Below are 18,661 nucleotides of genomic sequence, written 5' to 3' on the forward strand. Positions count from 1 at the left end.
GAATTGACAGATTAGTCTTAACATTTATTTTTTCGTTGACATGTTTTTTTTGATGGTGTACTATAATGCTTGTGACTTTGAAAACCACATCTTGGCGGTGTAGCTCAGCTGGCTAGAGCGTACGGTTCATACCCGTGAGGTCGGGGGTTCGATCCCCTCCGCCGCTATTTCATTTATTTATGGCCTTTGATCTTTTTTCTAAAATTTCAGATGGCTGAAACGTTTTCTTCTATTCTTATGCTTACATAACAAGCAGGAACTGGGCCCGTTGGTCAAGTGGTTAAGACACCGCCCTTTCACGGCGGTAACACGGGTTCGAATCCCGTACGGGTCATCCGATATCATTTTCCGGCAGAAGCCGTTTAAGAATGCTGAGAGTTTTTCTCAGCATTCTTTTTTATTTCAAATAAAGCACAAAAAAACAGACCCGCTTTTCCGGCGGGTCTGTTTTTATTTAAATGCGCATCTTTTACTCATTGTCATAGACAGCAAGCTATCCTCTTTTAGCACCTCGACCTCCACGTTTGGATTCGGTGTGCTTCTTCAGTGATGCTAAACGGTCTTCACTATCCTTCATAAAACGGTTCATCTTCTGCTCAAAAGATTCAGTCGGTTTACGAGGTTTTTGCGGGCGACGACCGTGGTTTTCTTTTGCTTTTTTGATGGATAGGCCGATCTTTCCATCATCTCCAACATTAATGACTTTAACCTCTACCTGATCGCCCTGGCTGAGGTGTTCATTAATATCTTTTACGTAGTTATCGGCAACTTCACTAATGTGGACCAGGCCAGTCTGCCCATCTGGAAGCTCAACAAAAGCTCCGAAATTAGTGATACCTGTTACCTTACCCTGCAGCTTGCTGCCTACTTCAATTGACATAAAAAAAATGCTCCTCCTTAAAAATTCGATAAAAATATCCTCATTACTATTATATATAAGCTTTGAAAAGAGTGTCAATATGAAGGGTCTTCATTTGGCAACTTAAAGATAATCTCACCTTTTTTTGAAAAGAAATAATTACTTCTGGCAATTTGAAGAACGTAATCCTCATCGTTGAGAAGTTCAATCTCTTCCTTCAAGTGGTTCTCCTGATCTTTAAGTGAGCTCATCTGCTTTTGAAGGTTCTCATAATGCTCCTTCTTTTCCGCATATAATGACTGCTGCTTCATATGATACATGACCATGGCTCCTGCAACCACCATTACCAGCACGACAAACATAACGAGACGTCGGACTAAACGCTTTTTCTTCTTTTGGCTGCGTTCCATGTAAGCATCGTAATGCTTCATGTATGTAGAATCTAAGCGCGTTACCGCCTCTTTCTTTGCCACGTATGCCAGTCCTCCTTTACTCTTTACTTTCGGATTCTCTTTTTCCAATTAATCATAGTATTCTTGATTTTCATCCAAAACCCTGCTGCTTTTCTAAGGTAAATTTTCCATTTTTGTGGCAGTAGCCGCCAAATTATCTTAAAAATTAACTTGATTGGATAAAATCCGACAAGAAGCACTATGAATATACCCTTTAAAAGTACCTTATAAACCCAAAATAGTAAAGAAATAATTAAGAGAAGAATGGTTTTTATAGGAAAAATGATTAATTTTTCCACCGTTGTAATCAAGCCTCTAATGATCGCCGTCACCACACGGATGACAACCTCCAATAATTGAACAAACATTTTTTTAAACAGGGCCTGGTAAGCTGAAAACCCGCATGCAAGCGCAATAAACACATACACCCGCAGTTCACCATAGTTCGCTTGATATAAAAAAAAGAAGATAATGGCAGACTGAAAAAGCCAAAAGAAAAGCTGCCGGAAGAGCTCAAGCCAGCTTTTCTTATTCCGCTTGTAAAAAAGCCTCTCGAACGTATCGATAGAAGCTCCTACATAAACCCCTCCTGCCAACATGGATAGGATGGTTAGAAATTGCGTGGTCAGCGTCATTTAAACAGCTTGCTAAATAGTCCTTTAGCTTTCTCCCCCTGGTGCTCGTCCAAGTACGACATCTCAAAGACCTTGCCTTTAATGGATACCATACTTGCTTCGAGGTCCAAATTTTTCATTTGCAAATTCTGTCCTCTAATCACGAGATACCCCATAGTTGTCTGCAGCAGGAATTCCTCACTATCGAAGCTGTCCACTTCTTTCACACCCGAAATTTCAAGGTTGCGTCTATTCCAGACTTTCACATTATGTTCGGCTTGTTGAGTGCGCATGCTTTGATTTTTATCATAAACGTCCATTTTCACAGCCTCCTTCTCTAGTACAAGCTATGAGAAAAAGAGGCCGTTTAGAACATCAGTGAAAAAAGAAAAACCACGTGTACACGTGGTTTGATTAGTAGTGGACCCATTTCCATGATCCTTTATTTCTTATCAAAATCTGTAGGACTCTTCAACCACAAAGTAATGCGTTTACTTTACAGGCTCTTCTTTTTTAATCTCATAGAGTGTGGCCGCTTCGTTTTTCGTTACATTTTCCTTCAAGGATTTGACTTCAATGGTCAGCACTTTCTGACCGAATTGAATGGTCAACTCATCTCCGACTTCCACATGGCTCGCTGCCTTGCTTTGAGCTCCATTGATGCTGATTCGTCCTTGATCAGCGACCTCTTTTGCCAGGGTACGGCGTTTAATTAACCGGGAAATCTTTAAAAATTTATCTAAACGCATGCAGCTATTCCTCTCCTTTATGTTGTTCCTTGGCTTTTATCCAAAGCATTTCCATCTCTTCTAAATCATAATCGTGTAAAGTCTTGTCTTGCAAACCGGCGGCTTTTTCCATCGCTTTCATTCTCGTACGGAACTTCCGGTTTGTCCGCTGCAGAGCAGCTTCTCCATTTATCTTGTAATGCCTCGCTAAGTTTGCAATCGCAAACAGCCAGTCCCCGAATTCCTTTTCCATCTCTTCCTTGTTTTGATTCTCTCTTGCTTCTTCAAATTCCTGCCACTCTTCTTCTACTTTATCCAATACCGGCTGAACGTTGTCCCAATCAAAGCCTACCTTTGCTGCTTTTTTCTGCAGTTCTTCTGCCTGCAATAACGCAGGGAAGCTTTTAGGAACATCATCGAGCAGGGTAACAGGAGCTGCCCCTTTTTCTTCTTGTTTAATCGCCTCCCAGTTCGTTAACACTTCCTCGGTACTGTCCACTTGGACATCTTTAAATACATGAGGATGGCGGCGGATCATTTTATCGGTTACCGTTAAGATTACGTCATCGATTGTAAAAAATCCTTCATCTTCTCCAATTTGGCTGTGCAGCATAATTTGCAGCAGCACATCGCCAAGCTCTTCAACCATATGCTCGTCATCTTCCTGATCGACAGCATCAATAAACTCATAAGCTTCTTCTATTAAATACTTTCTTAATGATTCGTGGGTTTGTTTTTTATCCCAAGGACACCCATCAGGACCTCTTAAGACCCTGATCACCTCTCTGAGCCTGAAAAATTGGTGATTGAGCATTTCTTTCACTGCAGGAGGTACATAGACACTCGTTAAGTTATTAAGCTCGACTCTTCGGTCCAATTCTTCCAGTGGGATCGTCAGAATTTCTTCCGCCTTACTTCCTGCTGCTGTTAATACCGTGACGGGGTAGTCCGCTGGCAGATCCTCCAGCAGGGCAAGCTTAACTTCGGAAGCAACTCTGTAATCGTACACTTGGCAGAAAAGTATATGATTTAAATATTGTACTTCTTCTCTCTTGAAGGAGGTAGCATCCATGCATTGAAATCCTTCAACAGGATCTATTTTCAGGGCATTAAAAGAAGCATCCAAAAAACTTTGGCCGCCTTTTATCGTGAGTTTACAGCGTCCTTCCTGTTCTGCTTTCAGCAGCAATTGAACGGTTCTTTCAGCTAGCAGAGGATGTCCGGGTACAGCATAGGTAATACCGGAAGTTTGGGCCTCCTTAATTAATTGGGAAATAATTTGTTCATACACTGCTTCAAATTCGGAATGCGCTTCATAAATGGCATCAAAGCTATGGAATGTAAGCCCTTCTTCCGCCAATTCCCTCAATACCGGATGCTCTTCAGTTCGAACAAAAAGCCGGTCTTGGTTCTGTTGAAGTACTTTGTAAATTCCGAGTGGCAGCTGATCAAGCTCTCCTGCCCCAAGGCCTATGATCGTTATGGTGTGCATTTATGTCTTCCTCCCTTTTGGAAGTAATCGTATCCAGATCCTGCTCTTTGGGAGCGGCTCCAGTTCCCTTTCGGTTAATGCTCCAAAAGTAAGCAGCAATACTACATATATAAAGGCTCCTAAAGCTACAAGCGCCAAAGTAAAAATTAATAAAATGATCCTGTCCTCCCCTACCGGCACATAAGCTTCCAACTGTCTTACGGCTTGGAGCACTGCCGCCATACCAGCTGCAGCTAAAATCGCAGCCGACCATGGAAAAGTCCGCCATTTTGTTAATGGAAAATAACGGGCTAACCAGAAGAAATTACCTGCCATTACAGCCACCATTGCCACGACCGTGGATAGGGCAGCGCCATAAAGACCAAAATGGGGAATGAGAAATACATTTCCGATGCTTTTTAAGAAGACTCCCACCAGGACCAAAACTGCGGTATGAGTCACTCTCCCAAGCCCCTGCAGGACGGAGGAAAGCGTGATGGCAAGCGAACTGAACAAAATGACGGACATGAGGAGACGTAAGGCCCCCGTTCCTTTGTTATCTTGAAAAAATAACGTGTTAACTTCAGGAAATAATGTGATAAGACCAATCGTGGCTCCGAGTGCGAGAAGCAGGCTGAACTTAACGGCAGAAAAGATATATCGCTGAACTTCTTCTTTATGCTCCGCGAACTTTCGTTTCGTCACAGACGGAATCAAGGCAAGGGCGATCGAAGAAGCGAGCACAGTGCCAAGCTGAACCAGAGGCTGCCCGCGATCAAAAACACCTTTTAACACTTTAGCCTTCACATCACTGATGCCTGTATGTGTCAGCTGGGGAACTAACGTAAGCGAATCCACCATCTGGAAAAGCAGCAAAAGCATATAATTTAAACAAATAAACAGGCCGTAAAAGAGAATCGTCTTCGGAAAAGATACAGAGAAGTTACTCCACGGACTGCAGGACCACAGATGATCTTTTCGTGCAGAGTATCCTAAAAAGACAGCCGCACCAATAGACCCTAGAACCGCTGCTGCAGAAGCACCGATTCCGATTTGATAAATGTGTCCGCTCGTTACAGCATATACAGCCGTAGCAATAATCAAAGCCACCCGGAGGACTTGCTCAATAACCTGGGACACTGCTGTGGGCTGCATGTTATTCTGCCCTTGATAGATCCCACGGATGAGCGAAGTAAATGGCAGAAGTAAAAATGCAAAAAAAGCCGCTCTTATGGAGGGGGTAAGCTTCGGATCTCCCATGACAGCCGCAATGTTTCCTGCTTGAACATAACCTAAAGCAAAGACTGATAAACATATTCCTAGCAGCCAGGTTAGAGCAGGTATGTAAAAGCTTTTTAAAGACAACCGTTGTCCTTCTTCCTCAATCTCTGATACAAGCTTTGATATGGCAACCGGAAAACCGTACAAGGATAAAGTTAACGCCATCCCAAGAATCGGATAGACTTGCTGGTATATATAGAAGCCAAGATCCCCGGCAATATTCTGCAAAGGAATACGGTAACCCGCGCTTAACACTTTACTGAAAAGTCCGGCTAGCGAAAGCAGTATGGCCCCTTTTACTAAATGATGAGTTTGTGTGTTATCGGCCATTTTAGACCCTTTCTACAATTAATCAATACTTCATCATTATATCATATAAAAAGGCCAGACCTGAGTAATAGACCTGACCTTAAGTTTTCCTCTATTCCATTTGTTTTGCTAAAAAGCTGGCGGCTGTTTTTACAGCCTTTAAAGACCCCTCATCGATAGGTGCGCCTTCTTTATTATAAGCTACGACACAGCCAATGGGATCTCCTTGAGCAATGATAGGATGAACGATATAAGAAATGACATCTTCTTCTTTTCCTCGGACAAACTCTACAGGGCTCGGATGTTTTTCAACTGCCGAATTTCTGCTCTCCATCACTTGTTCGATTTTAGAAGCAATAGACTGGTTTAAGTATTCTTTTTTGGATCCGCCGGCTACGGCAATGAATTCATCTCTATCACTGATTAAAATAGGAACTTCTAAAGATTCACTCAGGGCTTCCGCGTATTCTTTTGCAAAATCACCAAGTTCATTAATCGGAGAATATTTCTTTAAAATCACTTCTCCTTCACGGTCTACAAAAATCTCTAAAGGGTCCCCCTCTCTAATTCGAAGTGTTCTTCTAATTTCTTTTGGAATGACTACTCGACCTAGGTCATCGATACGCCTTACAATTCCCGTTGCTTTCATTCTAAGCTGCCTCCCTTTCAGAGAAAAACTAATTAGAAAAGTTCTTTGCAAAAAATTGGTGATATGGATAGTATGATACAGCAGAAAAAACCTATTCACCCTCGGTATGGTTTTTTTTTGAAAATACGGTTGTTTTTCCGTTTTTTCCCTGCAAAGATAGCTTCTTTTCTTATGATTTCCTTTTTATGTAAAATTAACTATAAAAAAGTCAACTATACGGAGTGCACTCCTGTCTGACAGTAGAATAGAAAGGGTTGTCAGCAAAAAAAGAAGCCCCTTCCAAGAGAAGGAGCTTGATTTCATTTAAGCTGTGGTGACCTCCCTTGATAATTCAGGAAGGTGATGCACAAATTCTTCAACAATTTCATAGCGGTTTAAGAGCGACTTCTTATCCCACGTAAACGTGACCTTAAGCTTACTATCTTCGGTGCCCAGCTGGACGATCCGTCCGTATTTATTGGCGAATTCAAAAAGCTTTGCGCCATCAATTTGCTGGCTCTGCTCTGACTCCATCAGCATTTCAATTTTCTTTTTCTTCTCACTGATCGATTCAATTCTTGCTTTTTTGGCATAGAGACGAATAGCAGAGACACGGAAAAGGTTCTCGACTTCTTCAGGATAGTCGCCAAACCTGTCAATCAGCTCATCCCGGAGATCGTGAATATCTTCTTCACTCTCTAAAGCCTGGAACTGTTTATACATATCAATCTTCTGTTTCTCATCATGGATGTAGCTCTCAGGAATATAAGCATCAATCTGCAAGTCAAGCTCAGGCTGAAAAGGCTGAACAGCTTGAGGTTCTTTCCCTTGCCGTTTCGCTTCAATGGCATCCTTAAGCATTTGAGAATACATATCAAACCCTACGGAGTCAATAAATCCGTGCTGCTGGGCTCCTAACAGATTCCCTGCACCGCGAATGGATAAGTCCCGCATCGCGATTTTGAAACCAGACCCTAATTCAGTAAATTCTTTGATCGCCTGCAGCCGCTTTTCGGCAACCTCTGTCAGCACTTTATCCTTTTGATAAGTGAAATAGGCATACGCTACCCTGTTTGAACGCCCTACACGGCCGCGCAGCTGATAAAGCTGGCTTAAGCCCATGCGATCGGCATCATAGACGATTAACGTATTGACGTTCGGGATATCTACACCCGTCTCAATAATGGTGGTGCTGACAAGAACATCAAACTCTCCTTCAAGGAAGGAAAACATGACGTTTTCAAGCTCCGTTTCATTCATCTGGCCATGAGCAAACGCTACGCGGGCTTCCGGAACGAGGGCCGAGATCTCCTGGGACATCCGTTCAATATTTTCCACGCGGTTAAATAAGAAGAAGACTTGCCCCTCTCTGGCCATTTCCCGTTCGATCGCTTCCCGCATAAACACGGGGTTATATTCAAGGACATACGTCTGAATAGGAAAACGATTTTCTGGCGGCGTCTCAATGACTGAAAGGTCCCTTACGCCGAGCATCGACATATGAAGAGTCCTTGGGATTGGTGTCGCCGTCAGCGTCAGCACATCTACATTAGCTTTCAATTGTTTGATTTTTTCCTTGTGCTTGACACCAAAACGCTGTTCTTCGTCTACAATAAGCAAGCCTAAATCTTTAAATTGCACGTCTTTAGATAAAATACGGTGTGTCCCAACGACTAAATCGACCAGTCCTTTGCGCAGACGGTCTGAGGTTTCCTTTTGCTGCTTGCGTGTACGAAAACGGCTGAGGAGGCCGATATTGATCCCGAAATCCTGAAATCTCTCCTGCAGTGTTTCATAGTGCTGCTGAGCTAAAATCGTGGTAGGTACAAGCAGTGCGACTTGCTTGCCGTCTTCAATAGCTTTAAACGCGGCCCGTATAGCTACTTCCGTTTTGCCGTAACCTACGTCTCCGCACAACAAACGGTCCATCGGACGGATCCGTTTCATGTCTTCTTTAATTTCTTCAATACAGCGCAGCTGATCCTCGGTTTCTTCATACGCGAAAGCTGCTTCAAAATCGCGCTGCATTTCCCCATCTTCACCAAACGCATGGCCTTTAGAGGCCTCACGCTCGGCATAGAGTTCAATTAAATCGTCCGCGATATCCTCAACAGAGGATTGGACACGCCGTTTGACTTTTCCCCATTCACTTCCGCCTAATTTATAGACCTTAGGCTCTTTGCCTTCTGAGCCTACATATTTCTGGATTAAGTCAATCTGGTCAATAGGGACAAACAACTTGTCATTTCCAGAATACTTGACCATAAGAAAATCTTTATGACTGCCGTTCATCTCCAGGGTTTCGATTCCCAGGTACTTACCAATCCCGTGATTGGCGTGTACGATATAGTCGCCTACTTTGAGCTCCTGGTAATTTTTAATCCGCTCGGCGTTAGACAATTTCTGCTTTCGCTTAGGCTTTGCCGTCCGTTTCTTAAACAATTCTTTCTCTGTCAGTACAGCAAGCTTATGCATCGGCCATTCAAACCCGCTGCTGATGTTTCCTTGCATAACTACAGGCGTGTGTACAGGCAGTTCCACCAGTCCGTCAGCTGTGACTGCCTCCATCCCATAATCCTCAAGTACCGCTTGAACCTTCTCTTTCCGCTTTTCATCAGGAGCCAGGATCAACACAGAATAGTCCTGTTTTTTCCATCTCTCCATTTCTGTTTTCAGCAGATTCATCTGGCCGTGGAATTGCTGCATCTGACGGCTGGAAATATTCACGATGTTCTGTGGGTGTGCGTGAGGAATATGCCTCATGAATACGGATAAATAAAGTCGTGGCTGTTTCATACGAGCCCACGTATCATGCCAGTCGTAAGATATTTTCAAGTCATGAACCGTTTGGTTTGCTTCTAATAAGCTTTGGTGCCATTCGGCTTCCTCTTGGTCCAAACGGGTAGCTGTTTCTTGAATTCTGCTCATTTCATCGAGTACGAGGAGTCCGTGTTGTGGCAGGTAATCTAATAGACTCATAGAAGGCTCATAGAAGAACCCGATGTATTTATACATTTCCTGAAAACGTTCGCGATGATTTAACCGCTCCAAGTCTCTTTCCACGTGAGCCTGCAGCGTTTCCTTTGCTTCCGACTTCGCCAATTTCTTTAATGAATGGCTCAATGCCTCTTCAAGCTTATGGGAAGCTCTTGCAAAGTCTTCATCCTCGAGCAGCAGTTCTGTGGCCGGACCTACATATAGTTCACTATATTTTTCTTTAGAGCGCTGTGTCTCAGAGTCAAACGTGCGGATGGAATCAACTTCTGTGTCAAATAATTCAATGCGATACGGGAATTCCGCAGTTAAAGGATAAATATCCAAGATTCCCCCGCGGATAGAAAATTCTCCAGGGGTGGCAACCATCTGGGTTCTTTCATAACCCATATGCACCATCTGTTCAATATAACGGTCAAAATCCACATCTTCTCCAACACGAAAAGGGAGCTGATTCTGCTCCCAGTAGGATTTAGACGGCATCATTCGTTTTAAGGCTGCGACAGGTGCGATCAAAATGCCTGAGTCTTGTCTTAACCATTGGTTAAGCGCCTCTATTCTCTGACTCCTAAGCTCAGGACTCGCAATTGCAATCTCTGAGGCAATCAATTCATTTACCGGATATAAATGCACCTGACTTGGATCTGTCAATTCCTGCAAGTCCTCATACAGGTGCTGTGCTTGAATGAGCTGATGGGTGACGAGCAGAACAGGCCGCTTTAAGGATTCGTTAAGAAGGGCAACCTGAAGGCTGCGTGAGGCCCCTGAGAGGCCAGCAACCATCTGTTCTTTCATACCTGACTCAAACCCGGCCGTCACAGATTGGATATCATCTTTCGTAAGTAAATAATCCTTTATTCCTTGCATAAACAATTCCTCCACCATCAAGACGCTCTAACGATACATCCTGATTTAATGAATAAAAAAATCCAGCTCATGATAGTGCGGATTCTCATTAAGAGCCTGTTCACATGAATCACAAATCGTTTGAATGGTGATATCCCCATTCTTATATACCTGCACCATTTCCTGGTGATCTTCATGATTTAATCGTTCAAGGCCGAGCTGAGAAACATTTACCTCTCGGCCGTCAAGCTCTCCCACCGAACGTCGGCAGTGCCGGCAAATATAATGAATTTTCATTTTTCCAACCTCCTGGACGGATGATGGTATATAGTTTTACCGGCTCCACCACAGCTTATACCATCCCTGTCGTCTAGGAAGCGTTAAATTCATTCATAACCTCATTAAAAGGTTTTTCTATCCAGGCTTCGCAAGCTTTTACGGCTTGCTGAATACTTTCGTTCATCGATTCTTCCTGTTCTTTATCAAATGAATGCAGCACGTAATCCACGACCGGCATCGGAACAGAAGGCCGGCCGACACCAATTCTAAGCCGTTTAAATTCCTTCGTGCCTAAATGATCGATAATATTACGAATGCCATTATGCCCGCCATGACCGCCTTTTTTACGCAATCTAATCTTTCCAGGCGGGAGATCTAAATCATCGTAAACGACAAGCACATCTTCTACATCGATCTCATAATAATCCATAAATGGACGAAGCGACTCCCCTGACAAATTCATGTACGTCTGCGGTTTTAAAAGCAGCACCTTTTCCCCTCGTACATGTTCCACAGTATAAAAACCTCGGAACTTTTCCTGTCCCAGGCTCCAGCCGTTCTGCTTCACTAATTCATCGATGATCATAAAGCCAACATTATGGCGTGTCTGTTCATACTTTTTCCCTGGATTTCCAAGGCCAACAATGCATTTCATTCCGTAACTTCCTTTACTTAGCTGATGCTATTATTTTATTATATCAAAGCCCGTGCAAAAATGATGTCAAAACAGCCCGAATCCATTAAATGGACAGCGAAAAAAAAAGAAAGGAGCGGGCCTTTTGGCCACGCCCTGAGCTCTATCTTATTATTCCTGTTCTTCTTTTTCTTCTTCTTCTTCGTCATCACTTTTCTCTGTGATGACTTCAGGCTCTTGATCTGCTTCCTCAAGTTCAGGTTCTTCCGGCATTTCTTCCGGAGGAGTTACAGATACGATCGTCGCATTTTCATCTTCTGTAATTTCATAATTGCGGGCAGCCTTCAGGTCACTAACCATGATGCTGTCCCCAATATTCAATTCAGAAACATCGATCAGAATTTCTTCAGGAATGTCGCTTGGTTTCGCACGAATCGCAAGTTCGTACATAGGCTGCTGCAATACGCCGCCTTCTTTAGAACCAATCGATTCACCCTCAAGGTGAACAGGTACTTCTACGTCCATTTCTTCGGACATGTTGACAACATAGAAGTCCGCATGAATCAATTCATCCTTCAAAGGATCGATTTGATATTCATGAAGCATGACATTCACCGTAGAGCCACCATCAATATCAAGGGAGATGATAGCGTTTTTCCCTTCATCACGCACTGTTTTTAATAGTTCTATGCTGTTAACTGATACAGTAACAGGGTCTTTTTCTTTGCCGTAAACTACGCCTGGGACATTGCCTTCCTGACGTAATTCACGAGTTACAGATTGTTTTAAATCTTGTCTCTGATTTGCTTTCAATGTAATAGCCAAGTTAATCTACCTCCAATAAAGTAACCACTCATCTTACTGTGATTCCCCAAACTGGCTCGGGGTAAACCTATTTATTACAAAAAACTAATCAAATAGAATGCTGATGGATTGACGTTCATGTACGCGGATAATCGCTTCGCTGATCAACGGTGCAACAGAAAGAGCTGTGATCTTTCCATTCTTTTTGTCGCGCAGCGGAATCGTATTGGTAACTACCAATTCCTTGATTTTAGAATTATTAATACGATCCAATGCCGGACCAGATAAAACAGGGTGGGTACAGCAGGCATACACTTCATTCGCCCCGTTTTCTACAAGCGCGTTCGCAGCAAGGGTAATAGTTCCTGCCGTATCGATAATATCATCTATAATAATCGCTGTTTTTCCTTCGATGTTCCCAACAATATTCATAACTTCTGAAACGTTTGGACGCGGACGCCGCTTATCAATAATTGCAATCGGAGCTTTCAGACGATCTGCCATTTTACGTGCGCGGGTTACACCACCATGATCTGGAGAAACGACCACAATGTCCTCAAAATTCTTTTCCTCAAAGTAATCCGAAAGAATAGGCACACCTACCAAATGATCAATAGGTATATCAAAAAACCCTTGGATCTGGGGAGCGTGCAAGTCGAGCATCAACACTCTGCTTGCTCCAGCAGTCTGTAACAGATTCGCTACTAACTTTGCCGTAATCGGTTCCCTTGCACGGGCTTTACGGTCTTGACGGGCATACCCATAATAAGGCATGACAATATTGATCGACCTTGCAGAAGCACGCTTCAGCGCATCAATCATAATGAGCAGTTCCATGATGTGCTGATTAACCGGCTCACAGGTGGACTGCACGACGTATACGTCGCAGCCGCGTATACTTTCTTCAATATTGATTTGGATTTCCCCATCACTAAAATTAGTAACGGTACATTTTCCAAGTTCAGTTCCGATATTCTCAGCAATTTCCTCGGCAAGAGCAGGGTTGGAATTTAATGAGAATACCTTTAATTTCGAATCCTTATATCCAGTTGGCATTTGGATTGCACCCTCCGTTAATCTTTTTTATTCGCTTTTAATTTATTTGCATAGCCTTCTTTATTCGTCTGGCGAGACCTGGCAATCGACAGAGCCTCCGCGGGCACATCCTGATTAATCGTCGAACCTGCTGCCACATAAGCTCCTTTACCTACAGTAACCGGAGCGACGAGATTAGAGTTACAGCCAATAAAAGCGTCATCTTCAATGGTTGTCAAAAATTTATTTTGACCATCATAATTCACTGTTATTGTACCACAACCTATGTTCACACCCTGCCCAACCTTCGCATCACCAATATAACTTAAATGCGAAGCCTTGCTTCCTTCACCAAAGCTTGCTTTTTTCACTTCGACAAAGTTTCCGATTTTCACATCATCACTTAAGTCTGATTGCGGGCGAATATGGGCAAACGGTCCGATTTGTACTCGTTCTCCAATACGGCTTTCGGCAGCTACACTTTGTTTCACGACCGTCTCGGCTCCGATGTGGCAATTCTTGATCGTGGAGTGGGGCCCAAGAATGACATCGTTCTCGACTTTAGTGTCCCCTTCCAGCACACATCCAGGATAGATGATTACATCTTCTCCAATCTGAACATCCGGACTGATATAAGTTTGATCGGGATCAATCAGCGTAACTCCATTACGCATATGCTGCTCATTAATACGCTGTTTCATTAATTTTTCAGCTTTGGCCAAGGCCACGCGGTCGTTGACACCTAGAGACTCTGAAAAATTGTCCGTCTGGTAAGCACTGACAGTTTCTGCTTCATTTTTCAGGATTTCAATGACATCTGGAAGATAATATTCCTCTTGAACGTTATCGTTGGAGACGTTTTTCAGCGCATTGAAAAGAGCCTCATTGTCAAAGCAATAGGTCCCAGTGTTAATCTCCTGAATCGCTTGTTCCCCTTCACTTGCATCCTTCTGTTCAACGATTCGCTCAACCTGCCCATTACCGCTGCGAATCACACGGCCATAACCAAAAGGATCCTGTGCATGAGCGGTTAAAATCGTAGCTTTCGCTTGTTCCGCTTCATGATGGTCCAATAGCTTCTGGAGAGTAGCCCTTGTTAAAAGCGGTGTATCTCCACACACCACAACAGTGGTTCCTTCTTTATCCGCTAACATATCATCCGCTTGAAGAACAGCGTGTCCTGTACCGAGCTGTTCTTCCTGAACTACATAACGGCTGTCCCCGCCAACCTGTTCCTGTACTTGCTCGGCACCAAATCCAACTACAGTAATTAACTCATTTAAATCCAAGCCCTTTAATTGATCTACGACATGCTGTACCATCGGTTTTCCACATACGGGATGCAGCACCTTATACAGCTTTGATTTCATTCGAGTTCCCTGTCCGGCGGCAAGAACTACTGCGTAACGATTGCTCATGAAAGAACCTCCATCCATCCTATTTATCCATTATGAATAATATCTTAAAATCAGGGTTATTTCAACAATCTCCCCTTCCTTAGAGAACAGGTGGAGGATGAAACTTTTGCACTAAAAAAGAAGCCTAGCCTTCGGAAAGACTAGCCCTCTTCTGCTTTCTAAGTATTAAGATGCTCCCGCTTCTTCGTATTCGACCTCTGATTCCTCTTCACCAGCACGGTGATATTCCTCAAGGACAGCGTCCTGGATTTTCCCACGGGTGCCAGAGTTAATCGGGTGTGCAATGTCCCGAAATTCCCCATCAGGAGTTCGTTTACTAGGCATTGCTACAAACAATCCATTATTGCCATCAATCACCCGAATATCATGGACAACAAATTCCTGGTCCAAGGTAATAGAAGCAATTGCTCGCATTCTTCCTTCGGTATCCACGCGTCGCAGTCTTACGTCAGTTACTTCCATTATGATTCACCACCTTTTCAGCAAAAGAACTTATGTACAAGAATTCCACAAAACACCAAAAATTCCTGCTTATTTTCAAAAAAATTTTTATTATTGATTAATTTTCAAAACTTGCCGATCGATAGTCGCACAAAAAAAGCCCCTGTACCAATGATTGGAGGGACTTTTCGCATAAAAGATTGAATTGGCTGTAAAAACTATATTAAATATGTCTCAATAAATTTCCAGGACGAACCTCTATTGAAGAATGGCGATCGTCTACGTTCATAATCTGGACGAGCGAAATATAATCCTCGACCACCCTGTCTTCTTCATCATCTTCTGCTTCAGCAAGGACACCGATTCCAGCTACTTCAGCATTAAATTCCTTCAACAGGTTTCTCATTCCATTGATCGTTCCGCCAGCCTTCATAAAATCGTCGATAATGCATACTTTTGAACCAACTTCCAAGGAACGTTTCGTTAAGACCATCGTCTGGATTTTACGAGTGGATCCTGAGACATAATTAATGCTCACTGTAGAACCTTCCGTTACTTTAGGGTCACGTCTTGCGATAACTACGGGTACGTTTAAGTAAGAAGCGACAGAATAAGCCAGCGGAATTCCCTTTGTAGCCACAGTCATTACCGCATCAATTTCTTTATCAGCAAAAGCTGAGGCAAAGAGTCTGCCAATATTGCGCGTGGTTTCCGGACTGCCTAATATGTCACTCATAAATAAATATCCGCCAGGCAGCAAGCGCTGTGGGTCCTCCAGCTGCTTACACAGCTTGAGAACAAATTGCTCACTATAGTCTTTAGAAAAGGCTGGGATATATTTCACACCGCCGGCCGCTCCCGACACCGTTTCTAAATAACCGATTCCTTCCTGCTCAAACATTTTATTAATAATCCCGAGATCCTCACTGATCGAAGACTTAGCCGCTTCATACTTTTGTGAGAAAAAAGGCAGGGAAATCAATTCACGCGGACGATCGAGTACATAATAGGTCATCGCTACCAGTCGTTCACTTCGTTTCATAATAGGACACCTCAAAAAATCCGAATATTATCTCTTAATATAACAAATTTGTACGGATTTTAGCAAGTCTTTTCCTGATAACCAAGCATACGAACCATATAAACCTCTTCACAAAATCCCTTCAGGCTATTATATATCCTGTGCGCCCTGGCATCCTGGGAAACGAGTGAAAATACAGTAGGACCGCTCCCGCTCATAAGCACGGCATCCGCACCGGCCTGCCTCATTTGTTCTTTAATTTGCCCGACTTCCTCGTGCAGTTTCATCGTTACATTCTCTAAAGTATTGCCGACTTCCGCACAGATTCCGTAAAAATTGCCCATATGAAGCGCCTTTATCATAGCTTCCGTGTTCGGATGCACCGCTTTTTCTAAAGACAGGGCCTGGTAAATGGTCTGGGTCGAGACACCAATCGAAGGCTTTGCCAGCACAACCCAGCAAGGCGGTGGCGATGGAAGCTTAGTTATTTTTTCGCCTCGTCCCGTAGCCAGAGCCGTACCCCCATAAACGCAAAATGCAACATCAGAACCAATCTTTGCTCCGAGTTCGGCAAGCTCATCGTAACTCGCGTGGATGTTCCATAATCGGTTCACACCTCGAAGCACAGCAGCTGCGTCGCTGCTGCCGCCTGCTAACCCAGCCGCTACAGGGATGTTTTTTTCAATGAAAATGTTTACGCCTTCATTTACCTTGTACTGGTCTTTCATAAGCTTCGCTGCTCGATAAGCGAGATTACGCTGATCGTTAGGAACGAACCGGCTCTCCGATTCAATCGTTATCTTTCCGCTTTCTAGAGAGGTTAATTCAATTCGATCGGCGAGGTCAATTGTTGTCATCACCATCTCTACTTCATGGAAGCCATCATTCCGCTTATGTAACACATCAAGGGACAAATTAATTTTGGCTGGAGCCTTTTCAAAAATTTGCATATTTCCAACCTACTCCTTACAAATGATCTTAAAGCATTGTACCACAATTGACCGCTGGTGGGGAGTTTCCCTTTATGCAAAAACTCTCCGGAGAGGTCCCCGGAGAGTTTTATTTAATGCTGATCCTTTACCATTTGTTCCTCTGCCATCTGAATGGCACGCTTTACCATATTGCCGGCATCACGTGTAGTGATCCCGCCCCATCCATCTTTTTGGACCTTGTCGTAAAACCCAAGTTCCTTCGCGATTTCCTCTTTCAACGAATCGGACATCATACTTCTTCTCCGTCCCATCGTCTTCAGCTCCTTTCGCTTCCACTTAGTAAGCTACGACAAACTTAGTATATGGAGGAACCTCTATTTCATTTAAGGCATATGTATGTAAGCATGGAAAGCTTTTCAAGAGTAATGAAAAGAATTATGTACAAAATAAAAAAAAACAGCAAACCCGAAGAGTTTACTGTTCCATTGCTATCGTTTGTAAATCGTCGAAGTTTAGCTCTACTGTTTCTGTTAGTACGTCTGCATAACTATAAGATACACGTTCAAAAGCATTTTCATCTTGATCAAGCTCCACAATAAAAACGGCTGGATAAGTTTCAGCCAGGACGCCGGAACGTTCAATCGTTTTACGACGGCCGCCGTTCGCTTTTAAAGTTAAACGCTTGCCGATTTGTCCTTCAAGGGACTGCTTAATTTCTACTAACGTTTTAGCCACTACACTCCACCTCACTATTTAAAAATATATCACAATCTTGGGACAAAGTCAAATAAAATATTTAATTATAACAATATGTTAAAATCAATGTCAACATAAGAACTTGTGAAATATGTCTTAATTAGGCTATCCATACTTAGGAAAATTATGTGCAGCAGATGAAAAATGGCGGTATATATGGGTTTTCATACCAACACCAGGTGCAAAAAAGGGTAAAAAAACGCTGCTATCTTTTTTTTAAGCAGCATTTTTTTATTTATGACAGCTCCTCAGCTTCTTTGGAATAGGGCATGCCGATTCTTAACAACCCTCTCGTTTCTATTCCTCCGAGTCCTTCCTGTCCGCTGATTGTGTTCCGTATGACTTCCCAAATATTGAGATGATCCATAAAGGACGTATAAGCCACGCGGGCAGCAACATACACAGGGTCAACGGCGTGAATATTGACGCGTGCAGGGGAACTTGCGAAGTTTGCCCCTGCTTTTATTAAGGACTCAAAATGAGACTGGCAGGCACCGGCAAATATGACCATTTGATCAAAATGCGGATAGCGCTGCCTAATGTTTCTAACGGCCTCAACAAAATAACGAGAATGGCGGTAGGCTTCTAAATCACGTACGGACCCCTTTGCTTTTGAATAAGAATCATGCCCGGTCAAAACGACAATTTCGGGCTGGACTTTTTCTATAAGGCCGAGTACTTGCTCAGGCATTTCTCGTTCGTGTAAATATTGGCCATGAACTTGCAGCCCTAGCTGCTCATAAAGGTAAATGCATTTTTTTAAGAAGAGAGGATCTCCGTCAATGTGAAGAATGCGAGGCGGGATTTGAAAGTAATTGGTTTCGTTTTCTTTGGTATATCCACTGCCTGCGCCTGACTCTCTTTTTTCTTTAAGAAGGCGGTAATCCTGGCGAAAAAGCCGGTAGGAGTACGCTTCTTTTTTATCTGTTTCGGCTTTCCTTTGACGGTATTCCGCTCCCGTGACCTGCCTAAGGTCGTCGATTGGGGCATCAGCTTCTAATCGAATATCTTCCCCCATCAGTTTCACGAGCGGGCCGCCGGCAGATTTTACTCGAAATAAAACGTCATGCTGGTAAGACTTACGGGTAACAAGATCTCCATTGGTTATCATGTCTTCTCCACCTCACAACAAGCACTAATGTAGTGTATGTGAGAGATA

General features: G+C 43.3%; 20 protein-coding genes and 2 tRNA genes. 2 read left to right on the plus strand and 20 right to left on the minus strand.

Annotated elements, in window-relative coordinates:
* The first annotated feature begins 93 nt into the window (after positions 1–93).
* Positions 94–167 (plus strand) — tRNA-Met (locus tag MUN89_RS01455).
* A 95-nt stretch (positions 168–262) separates the two neighbouring features.
* A tRNA-Glu gene (locus MUN89_RS01460) sits at positions 263–334 on the plus strand.
* Positions 335–493: 159 nt separating this feature from the next.
* Here the strand turns inward: MUN89_RS01460 and MUN89_RS01465 are convergent.
* The 20 genes from MUN89_RS01465 to yabG form a co-directional block, all read right to left on the minus strand.
* A complete protein-coding gene (locus MUN89_RS01465) occupies positions 494–880 on the minus strand; it encodes a S1 domain-containing RNA-binding protein (RefSeq protein WP_244710796.1) in 387 nt (128 codons plus the stop codon).
* 74 nt (positions 881–954) lie between these two features.
* The gene (locus MUN89_RS01470; RefSeq protein WP_244710798.1) at positions 955–1,332 is read right to left on the minus strand and encodes an FtsB family cell division protein; all 378 of its coding nucleotides are present in this window, start codon (positions 1,330–1,332) and stop codon (positions 955–957) included.
* 23 nt (positions 1,333–1,355) lie between these two features.
* The gene (gene yabQ, locus MUN89_RS01475) at positions 1,356–1,946 is read right to left on the minus strand and encodes a spore cortex biosynthesis protein YabQ (protein ID WP_244710800.1); all 591 of its coding nucleotides are present in this window, start codon (positions 1,944–1,946) and stop codon (positions 1,356–1,358) included.
* A complete protein-coding gene (yabP, locus tag MUN89_RS01480; protein WP_244710802.1) occupies positions 1,943–2,245 on the minus strand; it encodes a sporulation protein YabP in 303 nt (100 codons plus the stop codon). Before yabP ends, yabQ begins: the two co-directional genes overlap by 4 nt.
* A gap of 171 nt (positions 2,246–2,416) precedes the next feature.
* Positions 2,417–2,674 (minus strand): RNA-binding S4 domain-containing protein, encoded by a 258-nt coding sequence (locus MUN89_RS01485; protein WP_244710804.1) that lies wholly within the window; start codon positions 2,672–2,674, stop codon positions 2,417–2,419.
* Between the two features lie 4 nt (positions 2,675–2,678).
* Positions 2,679–4,145, minus strand: coding sequence for a bifunctional methyltransferase/pyrophosphohydrolase YabN (locus tag MUN89_RS01490; RefSeq protein WP_244710806.1), 1,467 nt, complete (start codon positions 4,143–4,145; stop codon positions 2,679–2,681).
* On the minus strand, positions 4,146–5,735 hold the full coding sequence (locus MUN89_RS01495) for a putative polysaccharide biosynthesis protein (RefSeq protein WP_244710807.1): 1,590 nt from the start codon (positions 5,733–5,735) through the stop codon (positions 4,146–4,148). It lies immediately after the preceding gene.
* A 91-nt stretch (positions 5,736–5,826) separates the two neighbouring features.
* On the minus strand, positions 5,827–6,363 hold the full coding sequence (gene spoVT / locus MUN89_RS01500) for a stage V sporulation protein T (protein ID WP_244710809.1): 537 nt from the start codon (positions 6,361–6,363) through the stop codon (positions 5,827–5,829).
* Positions 6,364–6,666: 303 nt separating this feature from the next.
* Complete coding sequence (mfd, locus tag MUN89_RS01505; protein WP_244710811.1) at positions 6,667–10,203, minus strand: transcription-repair coupling factor; 3,537 nt, start codon at positions 10,201–10,203, stop codon at positions 6,667–6,669.
* A 45-nt stretch (positions 10,204–10,248) separates the two neighbouring features.
* On the minus strand, positions 10,249–10,479 hold the full coding sequence (locus MUN89_RS01510; protein ID WP_244710813.1) for an anti-sigma-F factor Fin: 231 nt from the start codon (positions 10,477–10,479) through the stop codon (positions 10,249–10,251).
* Positions 10,480–10,552: 73 nt separating this feature from the next.
* On the minus strand, positions 10,553–11,116 hold the full coding sequence (gene pth, locus MUN89_RS01515) for an aminoacyl-tRNA hydrolase (protein WP_244710815.1): 564 nt from the start codon (positions 11,114–11,116) through the stop codon (positions 10,553–10,555).
* 150 nt (positions 11,117–11,266) lie between these two features.
* Positions 11,267–11,920, minus strand: a complete 654-nt coding sequence (locus MUN89_RS01520; protein ID WP_244710817.1) for a 50S ribosomal protein L25/general stress protein Ctc — start codon at positions 11,918–11,920, stop codon at positions 11,267–11,269.
* An 84-nt stretch (positions 11,921–12,004) separates the two neighbouring features.
* Entirely contained in the window at positions 12,005–12,955 is a 951-nt protein-coding gene (locus tag MUN89_RS01525; protein ID WP_244710819.1) for a ribose-phosphate diphosphokinase, read from the minus strand.
* A gap of 17 nt (positions 12,956–12,972) precedes the next feature.
* Positions 12,973–14,352 carry a bifunctional UDP-N-acetylglucosamine diphosphorylase/glucosamine-1-phosphate N-acetyltransferase GlmU gene (gene glmU / locus MUN89_RS01530; RefSeq protein ID WP_244710821.1) on the minus strand — a complete coding sequence of 460 codons (1,380 nt, stop codon included), beginning with the start codon at positions 14,350–14,352 and terminating at the stop codon, positions 12,973–12,975.
* 165 nt (positions 14,353–14,517) lie between these two features.
* The gene (spoVG, locus tag MUN89_RS01535) at positions 14,518–14,814 is read right to left on the minus strand and encodes a septation regulator SpoVG (protein WP_244710823.1); all 297 of its coding nucleotides are present in this window, start codon (positions 14,812–14,814) and stop codon (positions 14,518–14,520) included.
* 202 nt (positions 14,815–15,016) lie between these two features.
* Complete coding sequence (gene purR, locus MUN89_RS01540; protein WP_244710825.1) at positions 15,017–15,835, minus strand: pur operon repressor; 819 nt, start codon at positions 15,833–15,835, stop codon at positions 15,017–15,019.
* A gap of 59 nt (positions 15,836–15,894) precedes the next feature.
* Entirely contained in the window at positions 15,895–16,764 is an 870-nt protein-coding gene (gene ispE / locus MUN89_RS01545; RefSeq protein ID WP_244710827.1) for a 4-(cytidine 5'-diphospho)-2-C-methyl-D-erythritol kinase, read from the minus strand.
* Between the two features lie 113 nt (positions 16,765–16,877).
* Positions 16,878–17,057, minus strand: coding sequence for a small, acid-soluble spore protein, alpha/beta type (locus MUN89_RS01550; protein ID WP_244710829.1), 180 nt, complete (start codon positions 17,055–17,057; stop codon positions 16,878–16,880).
* Between the two features lie 163 nt (positions 17,058–17,220).
* A complete protein-coding gene (gene veg, locus MUN89_RS01555; protein ID WP_244710831.1) occupies positions 17,221–17,481 on the minus strand; it encodes a biofilm formation stimulator Veg in 261 nt (86 codons plus the stop codon).
* Positions 17,482–17,737: 256 nt separating this feature from the next.
* Positions 17,738–18,613, minus strand: a complete 876-nt coding sequence (gene yabG, locus MUN89_RS01560) for a sporulation peptidase YabG (RefSeq protein WP_244710832.1) — start codon at positions 18,611–18,613, stop codon at positions 17,738–17,740.
* Positions 18,614–18,661 lie beyond the last annotated feature (48 nt).

The organism is Halobacillus salinarum (assembly GCF_022919095.1).
In the GTDB taxonomy this organism is placed as follows: Bacteria; Bacillota; Bacilli; order Bacillales; family Halobacillaceae; genus Halobacillus_B; species Halobacillus_B salinarum.